This is a genomic window from Pantoea eucrina (assembly GCF_002095385.1).
Lineage (GTDB): Bacteria > Pseudomonadota > Gammaproteobacteria > Enterobacterales > Enterobacteriaceae > Pantoea > Pantoea eucrina.
The window spans coordinates 40,365-56,541 of sequence record NZ_MIPP01000001.1 but is presented as its reverse complement, the minus strand read 5'-3'; the positions used below and the strand labels follow the sequence as shown (position 1 = coordinate 56,541).

18 protein-coding genes are annotated in these 16,177 nt (G+C 53.9%); 11 read left to right on the top strand and 7 right to left on the bottom strand.

Annotated elements, in window-relative coordinates:
- Positions 1-72: 72 nt before the first annotated feature.
- Genes mlaB through mlaF form a run of 5 tightly spaced genes read right to left on the bottom strand, consistent with a single transcriptional unit; the run spans position 73 to position 3,176 of the window.
- Complete coding sequence (mlaB, locus tag HA43_RS00275) at positions 73-378, bottom strand: lipid asymmetry maintenance protein MlaB (protein ID WP_039382234.1); 306 nt, start codon at positions 376-378, stop codon at positions 73-75.
- Positions 378-1,016 carry a phospholipid-binding protein MlaC gene (mlaC, locus tag HA43_RS00270; RefSeq protein ID WP_039382232.1) on the bottom strand — a complete coding sequence of 213 codons (639 nt, stop codon included), beginning with the start codon at positions 1,014-1,016 and terminating at the stop codon, positions 378-380. Before mlaC ends, mlaB begins: the two co-directional genes overlap by 1 nt.
- 19 nt (positions 1,017-1,035) lie before the next feature.
- Complete coding sequence (gene mlaD, locus HA43_RS00265; RefSeq protein WP_094110672.1) at positions 1,036-1,569, bottom strand: outer membrane lipid asymmetry maintenance protein MlaD; 534 nt, start codon at positions 1,567-1,569, stop codon at positions 1,036-1,038.
- A gap of 4 nt (positions 1,570-1,573) precedes the next feature.
- On the bottom strand, positions 1,574-2,356 hold the full coding sequence (gene mlaE / locus HA43_RS00260) for a lipid asymmetry maintenance ABC transporter permease subunit MlaE (RefSeq protein ID WP_094110671.1): 783 nt from the start codon (positions 2,354-2,356) through the stop codon (positions 1,574-1,576).
- Positions 2,357-2,360: 4 nt separating this feature from the next.
- On the bottom strand, positions 2,361-3,176 hold the full coding sequence (gene mlaF / locus HA43_RS00255) for a phospholipid ABC transporter ATP-binding protein MlaF (RefSeq protein WP_039382224.1): 816 nt from the start codon (positions 3,174-3,176) through the stop codon (positions 2,361-2,363).
- 226 nt (positions 3,177-3,402) lie between these two features.
- Between mlaF and HA43_RS00250 the strand changes: the two genes are divergently transcribed.
- From HA43_RS00250 to npr, 11 genes are all read left to right on the top strand, one after another.
- Positions 3,403-4,386, top strand: coding sequence for a calcium/sodium antiporter (locus tag HA43_RS00250; protein WP_039382222.1), 984 nt, complete (start codon positions 3,403-3,405; stop codon positions 4,384-4,386).
- 12 nt (positions 4,387-4,398) lie between these two features.
- Positions 4,399-5,379, top strand: coding sequence for an arabinose-5-phosphate isomerase KdsD (kdsD, locus tag HA43_RS00245; protein WP_039382218.1), 981 nt, complete (start codon positions 4,399-4,401; stop codon positions 5,377-5,379).
- Between the two features lie 13 nt (positions 5,380-5,392).
- On the top strand, positions 5,393-5,959 hold the full coding sequence (kdsC, locus tag HA43_RS00240) for a 3-deoxy-manno-octulosonate-8-phosphatase KdsC (protein ID WP_039382215.1): 567 nt from the start codon (positions 5,393-5,395) through the stop codon (positions 5,957-5,959).
- Positions 5,956-6,528, top strand: a complete 573-nt coding sequence (gene lptC, locus HA43_RS00235; protein ID WP_065650292.1) for an LPS export ABC transporter periplasmic protein LptC — start codon at positions 5,956-5,958, stop codon at positions 6,526-6,528. Before kdsC ends, lptC begins: the two co-directional genes overlap by 4 nt.
- Positions 6,503-7,057, top strand: a complete 555-nt coding sequence (gene lptA / locus HA43_RS00230; RefSeq protein WP_039382207.1) for a lipopolysaccharide ABC transporter substrate-binding protein LptA — start codon at positions 6,503-6,505, stop codon at positions 7,055-7,057. The genes lptC and lptA overlap by 26 nt, the downstream gene beginning before the upstream one ends.
- Positions 7,058-7,060: 3 nt before the next feature.
- Positions 7,061-7,786: an LPS export ABC transporter ATP-binding protein gene (gene lptB, locus HA43_RS00225; RefSeq protein WP_039382204.1), complete on the top strand. Its 726-nt coding sequence runs from the start codon at positions 7,061-7,063 to the stop codon at positions 7,784-7,786.
- A 48-nt stretch (positions 7,787-7,834) separates the two neighbouring features.
- Positions 7,835-9,268, top strand: coding sequence for an RNA polymerase factor sigma-54 (rpoN, locus tag HA43_RS00220; RefSeq protein WP_094110670.1), 1,434 nt, complete (start codon positions 7,835-7,837; stop codon positions 9,266-9,268).
- Between the two features lie 21 nt (positions 9,269-9,289).
- The gene (gene hpf, locus HA43_RS00215) at positions 9,290-9,577 is read left to right on the top strand and encodes a ribosome hibernation promoting factor (protein WP_039382198.1); all 288 of its coding nucleotides are present in this window, start codon (positions 9,290-9,292) and stop codon (positions 9,575-9,577) included.
- 137 nt (positions 9,578-9,714) lie between these two features.
- Positions 9,715-10,197 (top strand): PTS IIA-like nitrogen regulatory protein PtsN, encoded by a 483-nt coding sequence (gene ptsN, locus HA43_RS00210; protein WP_039382195.1) that lies wholly within the window; start codon positions 9,715-9,717, stop codon positions 10,195-10,197.
- A 53-nt stretch (positions 10,198-10,250) separates the two neighbouring features.
- Positions 10,251-11,105 (top strand): RNase adapter RapZ, encoded by an 855-nt coding sequence (rapZ, locus tag HA43_RS00205; protein WP_039382191.1) that lies wholly within the window; start codon positions 10,251-10,253, stop codon positions 11,103-11,105.
- On the top strand, positions 11,102-11,374 hold the full coding sequence (gene npr / locus HA43_RS00200; protein WP_039382188.1) for a PTS phosphocarrier protein NPr: 273 nt from the start codon (positions 11,102-11,104) through the stop codon (positions 11,372-11,374). Before rapZ ends, npr begins: the two co-directional genes overlap by 4 nt.
- 5 nt (positions 11,375-11,379) lie before the next feature.
- On the opposite strand, the gene mtgA is transcribed toward npr, so the two are convergent.
- Positions 11,380-12,057, bottom strand: coding sequence for a monofunctional biosynthetic peptidoglycan transglycosylase (gene mtgA, locus HA43_RS00195; protein WP_370513617.1), 678 nt, complete (start codon positions 12,055-12,057; stop codon positions 11,380-11,382).
- 929 nt (positions 12,058-12,986) lie between these two features.
- Positions 12,987-15,329 carry an aerobic respiration two-component sensor histidine kinase ArcB gene (gene arcB / locus HA43_RS00190; protein WP_039382181.1) on the bottom strand — a complete coding sequence of 781 codons (2,343 nt, stop codon included), beginning with the start codon at positions 15,327-15,329 and terminating at the stop codon, positions 12,987-12,989.
- Positions 15,330-16,177 lie beyond the last annotated feature (848 nt).

Below are 16,177 nucleotides of genomic sequence, written 5' to 3'. Positions count from 1 at the left end.
AGGAAAGCGGCTGAGTCTTAAATATGCAAAAGCCCCTGAACGCATCAGGGGCCTGGTTTTTCAGCCGTCAGATCAGACGCTTTTCTCCGCAGAAACAATAATCTGCTGAAGATTATAAAGCGTAATAAGAGAATGGAGTTTATCTGTCACACCCGTGAACAGCGGCGTACTTCCCTGCGCGCGTACCATCTCGCGCAGATGCACCAGCAGCGCCAGCCCGGCCGAATCGACCCGCTCCAGAGCCGCCACATCAATGACGTTTATATTCTGCATAACCGTTTCACGCTGCTGCCATAGTGTCAGCAGCGTATCCCGGTCAAGCTTGCCGCTCAGTACCAGCGTATCAGTACTGCGCTGCCAGCGTAACGATTCACTCATTATTGCTGTTTATCCAGTGTAATAGGTTGTGCCGCATAGGTTTTCAGCTGTGCAGTCAGGCCATCAATGCCTTTAGTGCGCAGCAGATCGCTCCACTCATTCTGCTTGGTGGTGATCATACTGATCCCTTCGGCAATCATATCGTAAGCCTGCCATTTTCCGCTCTGGCTGTTTTTACGCCACTGAAAATCGAGACGCACCGGCGGACGGCCGTTAGGATCAACAATGGTGACGCGAATAGCCACAATATTGGCATCGCCCAGCGGTTTTTCCGGCTGAATCTGGTAAGTCTGACCGTGATACAGCGCCAGCGCCTGCCCGTAAGCCTGGGCCAGGTAGTCACCGAATGCGGCAAAGTAGGCGTCGCGCTGTGCCGGCGTCGCTTCACGATAGTAGCGGCCTAAAACCAGCGCGCCGGCATATTTAATCTGCACATAGGGCAGCAGCTCCTGGCGCACAATATCGCGCAGATAGTTGGGATCCTGCTTGATTTTCGGCTGTTCATTTTTCAGCCGGGTAAAAGTTTTGGCTGCGGCTTCATTCATCAGCTTATACGGGTTGCTCTGATCCGTATCCGCTGCTGTGGCGGCCAGGGGAGCGATTGCCAGCAGGGCAACCATCAGAAAACGTTTCAACATCGTGTTTTACCTCTCTGGATTATTCCGTTGTGGCAGGCGCAGGTGCACGCTCGCCATCCTGTGACTGATTCTCTTTGCTGCCGTCGCCGCTTTTGTAAAGGAACTGACCAATCAAATCCTCAAGCACCAGGGCAGATTTGGTGTCGCGCAACGTTCCGCCATCTTTCAGCATAGCTGAACCGAGATCCGGATCGTCAAAGCCCAGATTCAGCGCCAGAAACTGTTCGCCCAGCAAACCCTGCGTACGAATAGCCAGGGAGCTGGTATCCGGGATTTTATCGGCATACTGCTCGCTGATATCCATGGTCACGCGCGGCGACAGGCTTTTCTCATCCAGTGAAATATCCGTTACGCGGCCAATGACGACGCCGCCAATTTTCACCGGTGAACTGATTTTCAGGCCGCCAATATTGTCAAAGGTGGCGTAGAGCTTCCACGTGGGCTCGGTGCCCAGTGATTTAAGATCGGCCACGCGCAGACTGAGAAACAGCAGCGCCACCAGCGCCGCCAGCATAAATACCCCTACCCAAATTTCATTTTTCTTGCTTTGCATTGCATCAGTTCCCAAACATCAGTGCGGTCAGCACAAAATCAAGCCCAAGCACCGCCAGTGAAGCGTGTACGACGGTACGCGTTGTTGCCCGGCTGATACCTTCCGACGTCGGAATCGCATCGTAGCCGTTAAACAGCGCAATCCAGGTTACCGTAATGGCAAAAACTGCGCTCTTGATCAGGCAGTTAAGGACATCATTATGAAAATCTACCGCGCTTTGCATCGCGGACCAGAAAAAGCCGGGATCGATACCTTTCCAGCCAACGCCAACCAGTGCACCACCGGCAATACCGACGGCCGTAAAAATCAGCGTTAACAGCGGCATACTGATAAAACCCGCCCAGAAGCGTGGCGAGACCACGCGGCGCAGCGGATCCACCGCCATCATCTCCATACTGGAGAGCTGCTCTGTGGCTTTCATCAGACCAATCTCTGCCGTCAGCGCCGAGCCGGCTCGTCCGGCAAACAGCAGCGCCGTGACAACCGGCCCCAGCTCACGCAGCAGCGACAGCGCCACCAGCATGCCAAGGCTGGTCTCCGCGCTGTAGGTGGTCAGCACCAGATATCCCTGCAGTCCCAGCACCATGCCGATAAACAGACCAGAAACCACAATAATCAGCAGCGAGAGTACGCCAACGCTGTACAGCTGCCTGATCAACAATGGAGCATGGCGGCGAAAAGCGGGTTTTCCCACCAGCGCATGAAACAGCATCAGACCGGCCCGACCAAAGGTCGCACAGCTGTTTATTCCCCGACGCCCGAGCGACGCCAGTGCCTGTAACACCATGAGTTTACTCTCTCCCTGTCCGGGTCAAATCACTAAGATAGTCGCCGGCGGCGAAACGAAACGGCACCGGACCATCAGCATGCCCATCAATAAACTGGCGTACGCGCGGATCGGCGTTCTCCTTCAGCTGCCGGGTGCTGCCTTCAGCAATGATTTTTTGCCCGGCAACAATATAGGCGTGATCGGCGATGCTCAGGACTTCAGGCACATCATGCGATACCACAATACAGGTCACGCCCAGCGAGTGGTTCAGCTCATCAATCAGCTTGACCAGCACGCCCATAGTTATTGGATCCTGCCCCACAAACGGCTCATCAAACATAATGAGTTCCGGTTCCAGCGCAATGGCACGTGCCAGCGCAGCACGTCGCGCCATCCCGCCGGAGAGCTCTGCCGGCATAAGTTTTGCCGCGCCGCGCAGTCCGACCGCTTCAAGCTTCATCATCACCGTGCTGTGCAGCAGTTCCGGCGGCAGCTGAGTGTGCTCGCGCAGTGGCCAGGCGACGTTTTCATAGACGTTAAGATCGGTAAAGAGCGCGCCTGACTGAAACAGCATGCTCATTTTCTTACGGGCTTCATAGAGCTTGCGCCGTGACAGGCTGGGAATATTCTGGCCCTGAAACCAGATTTCGCCGTGGTCAGGCTGCAGCTGACCGCCAATCAGGCGTAACAGCGTTGTTTTTCCGATGCCGGAAGGTCCCATAATCGCGGTCACTTTGCCCGCCGGAACCGTAAGTGAAATATCATCGAATATCGTGCGATCGCCACGGGTGAAACTCACACCGCGCACCTCGACCAGATTCGTTTGCTGCTGAGTCATTATTACCTCGTTAAGCGGGTCGGGCGTACTAAATGGGGTGGATGGTAGCCTGGTAAACCGCAATTCACGATAGTTTTACAGAAACTTACCGGTTCAGTGTGGCGAAAACGGTCATAAAATTTACTTTTGTCGCTCAGAGAGTCAAAATCAGCGGCTGACTCTCCCCGCATCTCAGGTTTTTTTGCCGGCCAGGGTCCGCCGGCACCGTATCCATCAAGGATTTTTCATGTTTGTAGCTACCGCCCTGTTGTTTATCGGATTGCTGTTACTGGTTTACGGGGCCGATCGACTGGTCTTCAGCGCCGCCATTCTGTGCCGCTCATTCGGTATTCCGCCGCTGATTATCGGCATGACGGTAGTCAGTATCGGCACATCGCTACCGGAGCTGATTATTTCGTTTTCAGCTGCGCAACATGGACAGATGGATTTGGCCGTAGGCACCGCGCTGGGCTCAAACATTACGAATATCCTGTTAATTCTGGGTGGCGCCGCGCTGCTTCATCCTTTAACCGTACACTCCAATTTGATTCGGCGCGAACTTCCGCTGCTGCTGCTGGTCTCTTTGCTGAGCGGCATTATGCTGTTTGATAATTACCTGAGCCGGCTGGATGGTGTGGCGCTGTTGCTGATGGCGCTGTTCTATCTGCTGATCGTGATCCGCATTGCCCGCCGCGCCGGACATGACAACAGCGATACACTCACCCGGGAACAGCTGGCAGAACTGCCGCGCGATGAAGCGGGTAACACGGTAGCCTTTCTCTGGCTGGCGGTCGCGCTGATTATATTGCCGATGTCGACCCGTATGGTCATCGACAATGCCACCGTCTTTGCTGATTACTTTGGCGTAAGCGAGCTGGTGATGGGGCTGACGCTTATCGCGGTAGGGACCAGCCTGCCGGAGCTGGCCACGGTTGTCGCTGGTGCGCTGAAAGGTGAAGATGATATGGCGATTGGTAATCTGATCGGCGCCAATATTTTCAACCTGGCGATTGTTCTTGGCCTGCCCGCGCTGTTTCATCCGGGCGAGGTCAATCCGCTCGCGTTTAGCCGTGATTACTGGGTCATGCTCGGCGTCAGCGTAGTGTTTGCCCTGTTTTGTCTGCTGCGTAAGCGGCGCGTCGGCCGGATAGCCGGCGCGCTGTTACTGAGCGGATTTCTTCTCTGGGTGCTATGGCTGTGGCTCAGCCCCACCCTTCTTACTGGCTATTAAGGATGCACTGATATGTCACAGCAGCATGCAGAGTTTGATTTTCAGCAGGCGGGTAAAAAGGTTCTGCGCATCGAACGTGAAGGACTTGAACAGCTTGATCAGTATATCAATGACGACTTCAGCCGCGCCTGCCAGCTGCTTTATGCCTGCCAGGGAAAAGTCGTGGTGATGGGCATGGGCAAGTCAGGACATATCGGTAAGAAAATGGCCGCGACCTTTGCCAGCACCGGCACCGCCTCCTTTTTTGTGCATCCGGGCGAGGCGAGCCATGGCGACCTCGGCATGGTGAGCGCCAGCGATGTGGTTATCGCCATCTCGAACAGCGGCGAGTCGGCAGAGATCCTGGCGCTGATCCCGGTGCTGAAGCGCCAGAAAGTGCAGCTGATCTGTATGACCAGCCGCCCGGAGAGCGCCATGGGCCGCGCGGCAGATGTTCACCTGTGTGTGAAAGTGCCGCAGGAAGCGTGCCCGCTGGGACTGGCGCCAACGTCCAGCACCACGGCAACGCTGGTGATGGGCGATGCGCTGGCGGTGGCGCTGCTTGAGGCGCGCGGTTTTACGCCAGAGGATTTTGCGCTGTCGCATCCTGGCGGCGCGCTGGGTCGTAAACTGCTGCTGCACGTCAGCGACATTATGCACAGCGGCGATGAAATTCCGCACGTCACGCGCGAGGCGTCGCTGCGTGATGCCCTGCTGGAGATCACGCGCAAAAACCTCGGTCTCACGGTGATCGTCGATGACTTAATGAAAATTGAAGGGATTTTTACCGATGGCGATCTGCGCCGTATTTTTGATATGGGCGTCGATTTTCAATCAGCGCGTATTCAGGACGTCATGACGCGTGGCGGCATCCGCGTCCGGCCAAATATGCTGGCGGTAGAGGCCTTAAATCTGATGCAAAATAAAAATATCACTGCCGTCCTGGTAGCCGATGAAGATCGGCTGCTGGGCGTCGTCCACATGCATGACATGCTGCGCGCTGGCGTGGTCTGAACAGGAAATGTAAATGAACGCTGAAAATGCGCTGGTTGCCACCTGCTATGGTCCGGTATCAGCTGAAGTCATGGCACGGGCAGCGCAAATCCGCCTGCTGATTTGTGATGTCGATGGCGTCATGTCAGACGGCCTGATCTATATGGGAAACAGCGGTGAAGAGCTGAAGGCGTTTAATGTGCGGGATGGCTACGGCATACGTTGCCTGCTGACCTCCGGCATCGAAGTCGCTATTATAACCGGCCGTCGCGCTAAGCTGCTGGAAGATCGCTGTGAAACGCTGGGCATTACGCATCTTTACCAGGGACAATCAGATAAGCTTTTGGCGTGGCGCGAACTTCTGGATAAACTGTCACTGGACAGCACGCAGGTTGCCTATATTGGCGACGATCTGATCGACTGGCCGGTCATGGCGCAGGCGGGTCTGAGTGTTGCCGTAGCGGATGCACATCCGGTCTTGCTGCCGCGTGCAGACTATGTCACACGCATCGGCGGCGGACGCGGTGCGGTACGCGAAATATGCGACCTGATATTACTGGCGCAGAATAAATTTGAGGATGCCAGAGGGCAATCAGTATGAGTAAAAGCAGGCGTTGGATAACGCTGATTCTGGCTCTGGTCGCGCTGATATTGATCGGCTGGAACCTGACGAATCAGGATGAGAGTGCCACGCCGTTGGCTTCAAACGATCAGGAGCCAACCTACACCAGCGCGAACTCTAATACCGTGGTATACAACCCAACGGGTGCACTGGCCTACAAGCTTGTCTCCGATAAAGTGACCTATTTTTCAGCTGATGAAGTCAGCTGGTTTGATCGTCCCGTTATGACAACCTTTGATGAAAACAAAGTGCCAACCTGGTCAGTACGGGCGGACAAAGCAAAGCTAACGAAAGATCGTATGCTTTATCTGTATGGCCACGTTGAAGTGCATACGCTGACGCAGGATTCTCAGCTGGAACGCATTATCACTGATAACGCGCAGGTCAATCTGGTGACCCAGGATGTCATGTCTGACGACCAGGTGACGCTATTTGGCCGCAGTTTTAACTCCACGGGCATGAAGATGCGCGGCAATTTGCGGACAAAAAACGCCGAACTGCTTGAAAAGGTCAAAACCTCTTATGAAATTCAAAATGAACAAAAATAGCGTTAACGCGCTGCTGCTGGGATCGCTGCTGATTGGCAGCCTGCCCGCGCTGGCTGTCACCGGCGACTCAGAAAAACCGGTTAATATCGACTCCGTTAATCAGGCGCTGGATCTGCAGGGCAACGTGGCGACCTTTACCGGCAATGTTATTGTCACGCAGGGCACGATTAAAATTACAGCGGATAAAGTCGTGGTGACCCGTCCCGGCGGCGACAGCAACAAAACTATTGTTGATGCCTATGGCAATCCGGCTACGTTTTATCAGATGCAGGACAACGGCAAGCCGGTTAAAGGCCATGCCGCTAAGCTGCACTATGAGCTGGCCAACGATTTTGTCGAGCTGACCGGTAATGCTTTCATTGAACAGCAGGACAGCAACATCAAAGGCGATCGCATCACCTATCTGGTGAAAGAGCAGAAAATGCAGGCCTATAGTCAGGGTCAAAGCAAACGCGTCACCACGGTGCTGGTTCCTTCACAGCTGCAGGATAAAAACGGTTCCGCTGCGAGCCCTAAAAAGAGTAACTGACCGATGGCAACTTTAGTCGCTGAAAATCTGGCCAAAGCGTATAAAGGCCGCCGCGTAGTGGAAGATGTCAGCCTGCAGGTTAAATCGGGCGAGATTGTCGGACTGCTGGGTCCTAACGGCGCCGGTAAGACCACGACATTTTATATGGTGGTCGGCATTGTCCCGCGCGATGCGGGCCGCATTATTATCGATGATGAGGATATCAGTATCCTGCCCCTGCACGCCCGTGCGCGTCGTGGTATCGGATACCTGCCGCAGGAAGCCTCTATTTTCCGGCGGCTGAGCGTGTATGACAATCTGATGGGCGTGCTGCAGATCCGCGACGATCTGACCGAAGAGCAGCGCCAGGATCGCGCCAATGAGCTGATGGAAGAGTTCCATATTGAGCATCTGCGCAACAGCCTGGGCCAGGCGCTCTCCGGGGGAGAACGTCGCCGCGTTGAAATTGCACGCGCGCTGGCAGCGAATCCAAAGTTCATTCTGCTGGATGAGCCGTTCGCCGGGGTTGACCCCATCTCCGTTATCGATATCAAAAAGATCATCGAACATTTGCGCGACAGCGGCCTCGGTGTCCTGATCACCGACCATAACGTGCGTGAAACGCTGGCCGTCTGCGAACGCGCCTATATTGTCAGCCAGGGCAATCTGATTGCACACGGCACGCCGGATGAAATTCTGGCAGATGAGCAGGTTAAGCGGGTTTATTTGGGCGAAGAGTTCAGACTCTGATAAGGTGTCGATTAACCCGATATTCGCTTAGGACATTCAAGCCGGATTATGAAGCAAGGTTTGCAACTCAGGTTCAGCCAACAGCTGGCGATGACCCCCCAGCTGCAACAGGCCATTCGCCTGCTGCAGCTCTCTACGCTTGAACTCCAGCAGGAGCTCCAGCTGGCGCTGGAGAGCAATCCGCTGCTTGAGCAGACCGATAATCATGATGAAGTGGACGCACGCGAAACGCAGGAAAGCGATACGTTAGATACCCGTGAGGCGCTGGAACAGAAAGAGATGCCTGACGAGCTGCCGCTGGATGCGTCGTGGGATGAAATTTATACCGCCGGCACCCCTTCCGGCACCGGAACAGATTATCAGGATGATGAACTGCCGGTGTATCAGGGAGAAACCACGCAGTCGCTGCAGGATTACCTGATGTGGCAGGTGGAGCTGACCCCGTTTACCGATACCGATCGCGCTATTGCGACATCAATTGTTGATGCGATCGACACGACCGGTTATCTCACCGTGACGCTGCAGGAAATTTGCGACAGTATCGGTGACGATGAGCTGACGCTGGATGAGGTAGAGGCGGTTCTCAAGCGCGTCCAGCGGTTTGATCCGGTTGGCGTAGGCGCGCGCGATCTGCGCGACTGTCTGCTGGTTCAGCTATCGCAATATGCGGCTGACGCTCCTATGCTAAAAGAGGCGCGCCTGATTGTCAGTGAACATCTCGATCTGCTGGCTAATCACGACTTCCGCAGCCTGATGCGGGTGACCCGCCTGAAAGAAGAGGTGCTGAAAGAGGCGATGCTGTTGATACAGTCGCTCGATCCGCGCCCCGGACAATCGATTAATACGGGTGAACCGGAATACGTTATTCCGGATGTGCTGGTGCGCAAAGCGGGCGCACGCTGGATAGTGGAATTGAACGCTGAAAGCCTGCCGCGTCTGCGGATCAACCAGCACTATGCCGCCATGGGCGGTTCAGCGCGCAGCGATAGCGACAGCCAGTTTATTCGCAATAATCTGCAGGAAGCGCGCTGGCTCATTAAAAGCCTGGAGAGTCGTAATGACACTCTGCTCAAGGTTACCCGCTGTATCGTTGCGCAGCAGCAGGCGTTTTTTGAGCAGGGCGAAGAGTATATGCGTCCGATGGTGCTCGCAGATATCGCGCAACAGGTCGATATGCACGAGTCCACCATCTCACGCGTGACCACGCAAAAATATCTGCACAGTCCGCGTGGTATTTTTGAGCTGAAATATTTTTTCTCCAGCCATGTCAGCACGGAAGGCGGCGGCGAAGCCTCGTCTACGGCCATTCGTGCGCTGGTAAAAAAACTGGTCGCGGCAGAAAATCCCGCAAAGCCCTTGAGCGACAGCAAACTGACCGCCATGTTATCTGAACAGGGTATTATGGTAGCGCGACGTACGGTTGCGAAGTATCGCGAGTCTTTATCTATACCGCCATCAAACCAGCGTAAACAGCTGGTCTGACCGAACTCAGAAGGAAGACCTATGCAGCTAAACCTTACCGGACTCAATGTCGAAATCACTGACCCGCTGCGCGAATTTGTGAACAGCAAATTTGGCAAACTTGAACACTATTACGATCGCATCAATCAGGTTTATATTGTTCTGAAAGTGGAGAAAGTGACTCAGATTGCAGAGGCAACTCTGCACGTTAACGGCGGTGAGCTGCACGCCACAGCGGAAGCGGAAGATATGTACGCGGCCATTGACGGGCTGGTTGATAAGCTGGCACGTCAGTTGACCAAACATAAAGACAAACTGAAAAAACACTAACCTTCACGTTTGCAGAGCGCTGACCCGTTCAGCGCTCAGGGAAAAATGGGGCGGAAGAGCGCCCCGTTTTATCATCTGCGCAAGCGCCAGCAGGGCTTTTCGCTCTGTGGCTATGTGAACTCGCAAGTGAAACCACGATGAACAACGATCTGACACTGGAATTGAGCTCGGTTCTGACGCCTGACTGCACCCGCAGCGGCGTACACTGCCAGAGTAAAAAACGCGCGCTGGAGATTATCAGCGAACTGGCGGCTAAGCAGCTCAATCTGCCGCACCAGACGCTTTTCGAAGCGATTCTGACCCGCGAGCGTATGGGCAGTACCGGCATTGGCAACGGCATTGCTATTCCGCATGGCAAACTGGAAGAGGACACGCTGCGGGCAGTGGGGGTGTTTATCAGCCTCGATCAGCCTATTGCTTTTGACGCCGTGGATAATCAGCCGGTCGATCTGCTGTTCGCTCTGCTGGTGCCTGCCGATCAGTGTAAGACGCACCTTCATACCCTGTCGCTGGTCGCAAAACGCCTGGCAGATAAGACGGTCTGCCGTCGCCTGCGTGCGGCCCAGAGTGATCAAGAGCTCTACGCCATTATCACAGAAGCTCAGGAAGCGCATTCGTAATCAGTACATAGCGTTACCGGTCTGCAGGCCGGATAAAACAGGGGAGAATAGTGATGGTGCTGATGATCGTCAGTGGTCGATCAGGCTCAGGTAAATCAGTTGCGCTGCGTGCCCTGGAGGATATGGGCTTTTACTGTGTCGACAATCTGCCGGTAGTTCTGCTGCCTGAGCTGGCGAATACGCTGACAGAGCGGAATATTTCGGCGGCGGTAAGTATTGATGTACGCAACATGCCGGAGTCGCAGGAAGTCTTTGAGCTGGCGTTAAATAATCTGCCTGACTCTTTCTCTCCTCAGCTGCTGTTTCTGGATGCCGATCGCAATACGCTGATCCGACGCTACAGCGACACCCGTCGCCTGCATCCGCTCTCCAGCAAAAACCTGTCGCTGGAAAGCGCCATTGATGAAGAGAACGATCTGCTGGAGCCGCTGCGCTCGCGTGCCGATCTGATTATTGATACCTCAGAGATGTCAGTGCATGAGCTGGCTGAGATGCTGCGCACCCGCCTGCTGGGCAAGCGCGAACGCGAACTCACGATGGTGTTTGAGTCGTTCGGTTTCAAACACGGTATCCCGATCGATGCCGACTACGTGTTTGACGTGCGCTTTTTGCCTAACCCGCACTGGGATCCCAAGCTGCGTCCGATGACGGGCCTCGATCGACCGGTGGCGGCGTTCCTGGATCGGCATACAGAAGTACATAATTTTATCTACCAGACGCGCAGCTATCTTGAGCTATGGCTGCCGATGCTGGAAACCAACAACCGCAGCTACCTTACTGTGGCGATCGGCTGTACCGGTGGCAAACATCGTTCCGTGTATATCGCCGAGCAGCTGGCTGACTATTTCCGTTCGCGCGGTAAAAACGTGCAGTCGCGTCATCGCACACTGGAAAAGCGTAAATCATGACCGTAAAGCAAACTGTCGAAATCCGTAACAAGCTGGGTATGCATGCGCGCCCGGCGATGAAGCTGTTTGAGCTGGTGCAGAGCTTTGACGCGGATGTTCTGCTGCGCAATGAAGCGGGCACCGAGGCTGAGGCGAGCAGCGTTATTGCGCTGCTGATGCTGGATTCAGCAAAAGGCGGTCATATTGAAATTGAAGCCAGCGGACCGCAGGAAACTGCGGCGCTTGCCGCCGTTATTGAGCTGTTTGAATCGGGCTTTGACGAAGAGTAAAGGTTTTAGTGTAGCCGGTAGCGATTCAGGAAACCCTCCCCTCCCAGCTGGCGCATCTGACGCATGATCCACTGCTGACGCTGGCGAACATAGCCTGAAGGCGCATCCGCGCGAAAACGGATCGGATTAGGCAATACTGCAGCCAGCAGGGCAGCCTCTGCGATAGTCAGGCGGCTGGCGGGCTTATGGAAATAGTGCTGCGCTGCGGCTTCAGCGCCAAAAATACCGGGACCGAACTCAGCGATATTAAGATAGACCGTCAGAATACGACGTTTACTCCAGACGGTTTCAATGCCAACCGTCATCCCCGCCTCCAGCCCTTTACGTAGCCAGCTACGTCCGTCCCACAAAAAGAGATTTTTCGCGGTCTGCTGAGAAAGCGTTGACGCGCCACGCATGCGCTCGCCGCTGCTGTTGTCGAGCACCTGCTGAATAGCGCCAACGTCAAAACCCCAGTGCTCAGGAAATTTCTGATCTTCGGCGGCAATCACGGCCAGCGCCATCCACGGGGAGATGTTATCCATGCTGACCCACTCTGAATGTGCGACATAACTGATATCTCCGTGCAGCCAGGCGCCTGCCTGACGTTCCGCCATAACCGCGGAAAAAGGCACGGGTAAAAAAGCGAAAACGGCAATTCCTCCGATCCAGAGTACTGCCCATGCCAGCAGACATTTAACCATCAGCGACCTGAAAAGGCTGAACCCTTTCCCTCTGTATTTTTTCATTACGTCTTCCTGTATCCCTTCCCTGTATTAATTAATCACTCTGGTCATGATTGCGTCCAGTGCGCATTGTTATACCTGCCTGCATGCAGCCAGCCGGTTTCCGGAGCTGAAAAAGCGTTCAGGCCAGCAGCGGCTCTTGTGCTGATACCCTGAAACATCAAAGACTTCCATCTTTAAGGAATCGGTTCCATGCATAAAAAACACGCAAAGCAAACTTCAGACCGCCGTTAACCTGCACTAATAGTCATGTTAATAAGACTTTCATATAGCTTAACATTTGCAAAGAATAGCTTAGCGTTTCCTGACTATCGTCTGCTATGAGATCGGTTTCAGACACATATTATGCTGCCAGAAAGCCGAATCCCCCGGTAATTGTCCGTAAATCAAATTTTACACTCTGACCGGCCTGTTTTTCAGAATGACCGTTCTGGAAGTTTAACCGCCTGCTTTCCAAAACGTTTCGGATAAATGTGACGCAGTACGGGTATTTTTATTACAAAACAATAGCATAAAGGCTATTTTCCTGATAACAATCCGCCCCCTTATAGCTATCAGGTCTTTCGCCGCTTCACTCAATCATGATGGCGAAAAATCAGTCAAAACCGGTTAATATCGATTAAATAACAAACAAATCAGCGGGGAAATTGACTCCCCGCTTGACAGTGTTGTCAAATTAATGTTTTCTGTAGCGGAACGTTGTTCAACATCACACAATTTAATGAATCTTGTCGCGCAGGCTGGCAAATTTGCTAAGGTGATTTTGTAACGTTAACCAATACCTGACTGCTGCTTTTTACTTCAATTAACCATAACAGCAGCAGTCACTTTTTCCCTGGTGTTGGCGCAGTATTCGCGCACCCCGGTTTCGACCGGGGTCATTTTTTTTAGCGCTTCTGATTTTCCCGCCCGGCAACCCATTCACGCAGTACGGCAACATCCTGTCGCCACTCCTGCTTCAGTTCATCGATCCACTCCTGCACATTGTCCCACCAGGCCGGCAGTTCCGGTGACTGGATCTGTTTTGCCAGCTGCTGCAGATGCAGCAAGCCTACCGATCCCGCGGCACCTTTAATTTTGTGCCCCTCTTCGGCAATGCCTTTTTGATCGCGCGCCATCATATTGGAATCAAGTACATCAAGATAACCAGGCATCATCTGTTCAAACATTGTCAGGCTCTGTGTGATCAGGCCAGGCCCGACCAGCTCGATATACTGCTCCAGCATCGCTACATCCAGCAGCATGCGCGACTGCGTATCCGCGACAGGCATATCTGTCTCTTCTTCCTCGCCCTGATAATCCCAGAATTTTTTGATCACTGCCGTCAGCGCCGGTACCGCCAGCGGTTTACTGAGTACTTCATCCATTCCGGCATCGAGATACTCTTTTTTATCTTTAAGTACGTTGGCCGTCAGCGCGACCAGCGGCGGCAGCTGCACGCCCTTATGCTGCTGATGGATAGCGCGCGCAACGTCCAGTCCGGTCATATCCGGCAGCTGAATATCCAGCAGCACCAGGTCAAACTCCTGCGGATCAAACAGGCTTAGCGCGTCATGGCCATTCATGGCGACCTCAACGCTGCAGCCGAGCTTCTCCAGCACCGAGCGGGCGACAATCACATTCAGTTCAATATCTTCCACCAGCAGTACGTGCAGCGCCGGCAGCGGCAGGCTGTCATCCAGGCCGGTATCTTCCACTTCGTCAGCCACGCGCGGCGCGTTAATCTCAACCACAAAGCAGGAGCCTTTACCCGGCGCGCTGCTGACGGTGATATCTCCGCCCATCGCCTGCGCCAGGCGGCGCGATACCGCCAGCCCGATACCGGTACCGGTCGCGGGTTTGCCGCCGTGCTGATCTTTAACCTGATAATACATGGCAAAGATTTTGTCCTGCTCCTCCTGCGGAATACCCATTCCTGAATCCTGCACTTCAAAGCGCAGCGTTTCATTCGCGCTGTACGCGACCCGCACGACAATCTCTCCCTCGCGGGTGAATTTCACGGCGTTTCCAATCAGGTTCCACAGGATCTGCCGTAAGCGCGTGCCGTCAGCCAGAATTTTATGCGGCAGCGGCAGCGCGGGCTGCATAACAAACTTCAGATCTTTCGGCTGGGCCAGCAGGCCGGATAAGTTTTCGAGATCGGCAAGGAAACCGGTGAAATCAAGCGGCTGGTTATCCAGCTGAACTTTGCGCCGCTCGATTTTGTCCACTTCGATCACATCGTTAAAGATATTGCCCAGCGTAATGGCTGAGACGTGAATCGTTTTCAGGTACTTCAGCTGCTCCTGGCTGAGCTCGGTATCCAGCAGAATACGGCTCAGACCCACGATGCCGTTCAGCGGCGTGCGCAGCTCGTGGCTGATCGTTGAAATAAAGGTGGTTTTCTCCCGGCTGGCGTTCTCCAGCGCATCCTGATAGCGCTTACGCTCCGTGATATCGCGTCCGAATCCCATCAGGCCGCTGCGCTTGCCCACCCGATCGTAATAGGGCACTTTACGGATTTCAAAACAGGCTTTGCGCCCGTCCGGATACTGCAGCCACTGCTCATAGGTGAGCGATACGTTATGGCGAAACACCTTTTCGTCTGTTTCCAGTACCTTGGTCGCTGCCTCATCATCATAAATATCGCGCGGCGTCAGTCCGATCAGCTGTTTTTCACTTAGGCCGGTCAGCAGCTCCATGGCGCGGTTGCAGCCGGAGAACTGTTTGTCGATATTACGGTAGAAGACCAGATCGGGCGATGCATCCAGAAATGAGCGCAGGAAAGAGGATTGCTGCTCCAGCTCAATCTGCGCCTGCTCGCGGCGCGCCATCTCTTCACGCAGCTTATCCATCACCTGTTTACGCGCCTCTTCTGCGCTGATGCGATCGCTGATCTCCTGATTCAGCTGCGTGATGGTCTGTTTCATCTGCTGATTAAGCTCGAGATCGCGCGTGCGCATCTCTTCCAGCTTATCAACCAGCTTCGTTAGCCGCTGACGCGACTCCTCCAGCTGATCGACCACGACTGACAGGAAATAGACCGCCCAGGGCGTAATCAGCAGACCAAAGAAGACCGAGCGCACCACGTCGATACTTTCCACATGCCCGCGCAGTACCATAGTGACCGCCATCTGGACAATCATCGCCAGCACCACCAGCGCCGACGCCAGCAGCAGTGAAAAGCGCACCAGACCGAGTTTGACCATCAGGTCGACATAATATTGAGCTAACAGACGAATTTGTTTCATGGCAGATCCCCTGAACGAATGGCGCCATCATAACGTAATTAGCCTGCGTCTGCCCGGGCTGACCGGGATATTGCGCCCGCCTGACGCCCCATCATAGTGCATCCGCGCCCGGCTTGAACGTTATCTGGCGCGCGCTGAGTAAAGCACTTGACTAATTTGCACAGGTGAATAATCTGAAAGGCCGTCTGCGCGCAGCTAAGCGTCAGACCTTATTGCTCTCTTTCGCCTGTGGCAGCTGATTTCTCAGCATACTGCCACCCCTCCTTATTGCATACTGATTCACATTTAACGAAATTTTACTCAGTTACCTTCTGATTAGTTTTGCTTATACAGACCTATATTTAATTCAAAACAGACGCCATAAGAAAAACAGATACATGACATGCCGGTCTGCACAGCTACGATATTTTATGCTGCTATAAGCAGCACTGCCAGCAGGGTAAAGTAATATCGCCGCCTGCAGATAGTGAGACGGCTCACACTTAGCAGGGGTTTAAATCGGCGCTTATTGACATAAATTTACTGTTAAAAAATATAAAATTCATAAGGTTAACCTCTTTTTTCTGCAGATATAGGGCTCAGCGCTCTCTATTTGACCTCTGTGCGCTTTCCCGATAAGTTGAAATTCCGCTGGATGCTTTCCAGTCGGGACTGTGTCTCGACATATCTATGCAGCAAGAAGACTCCCTCTGGATGCAAGTTATCTCCCGTTAGAGACCGGATTGAAGAGCAACTCATCAAGGACGTTATACCCGGATCCTGAGAGTCATTGCTCGGTGTGGCGACGCCCGCGTACAGCGCGGAAAAAACCAGTGAAACAGCACGCGTCAGCGCTCTGTGCCTGAAAC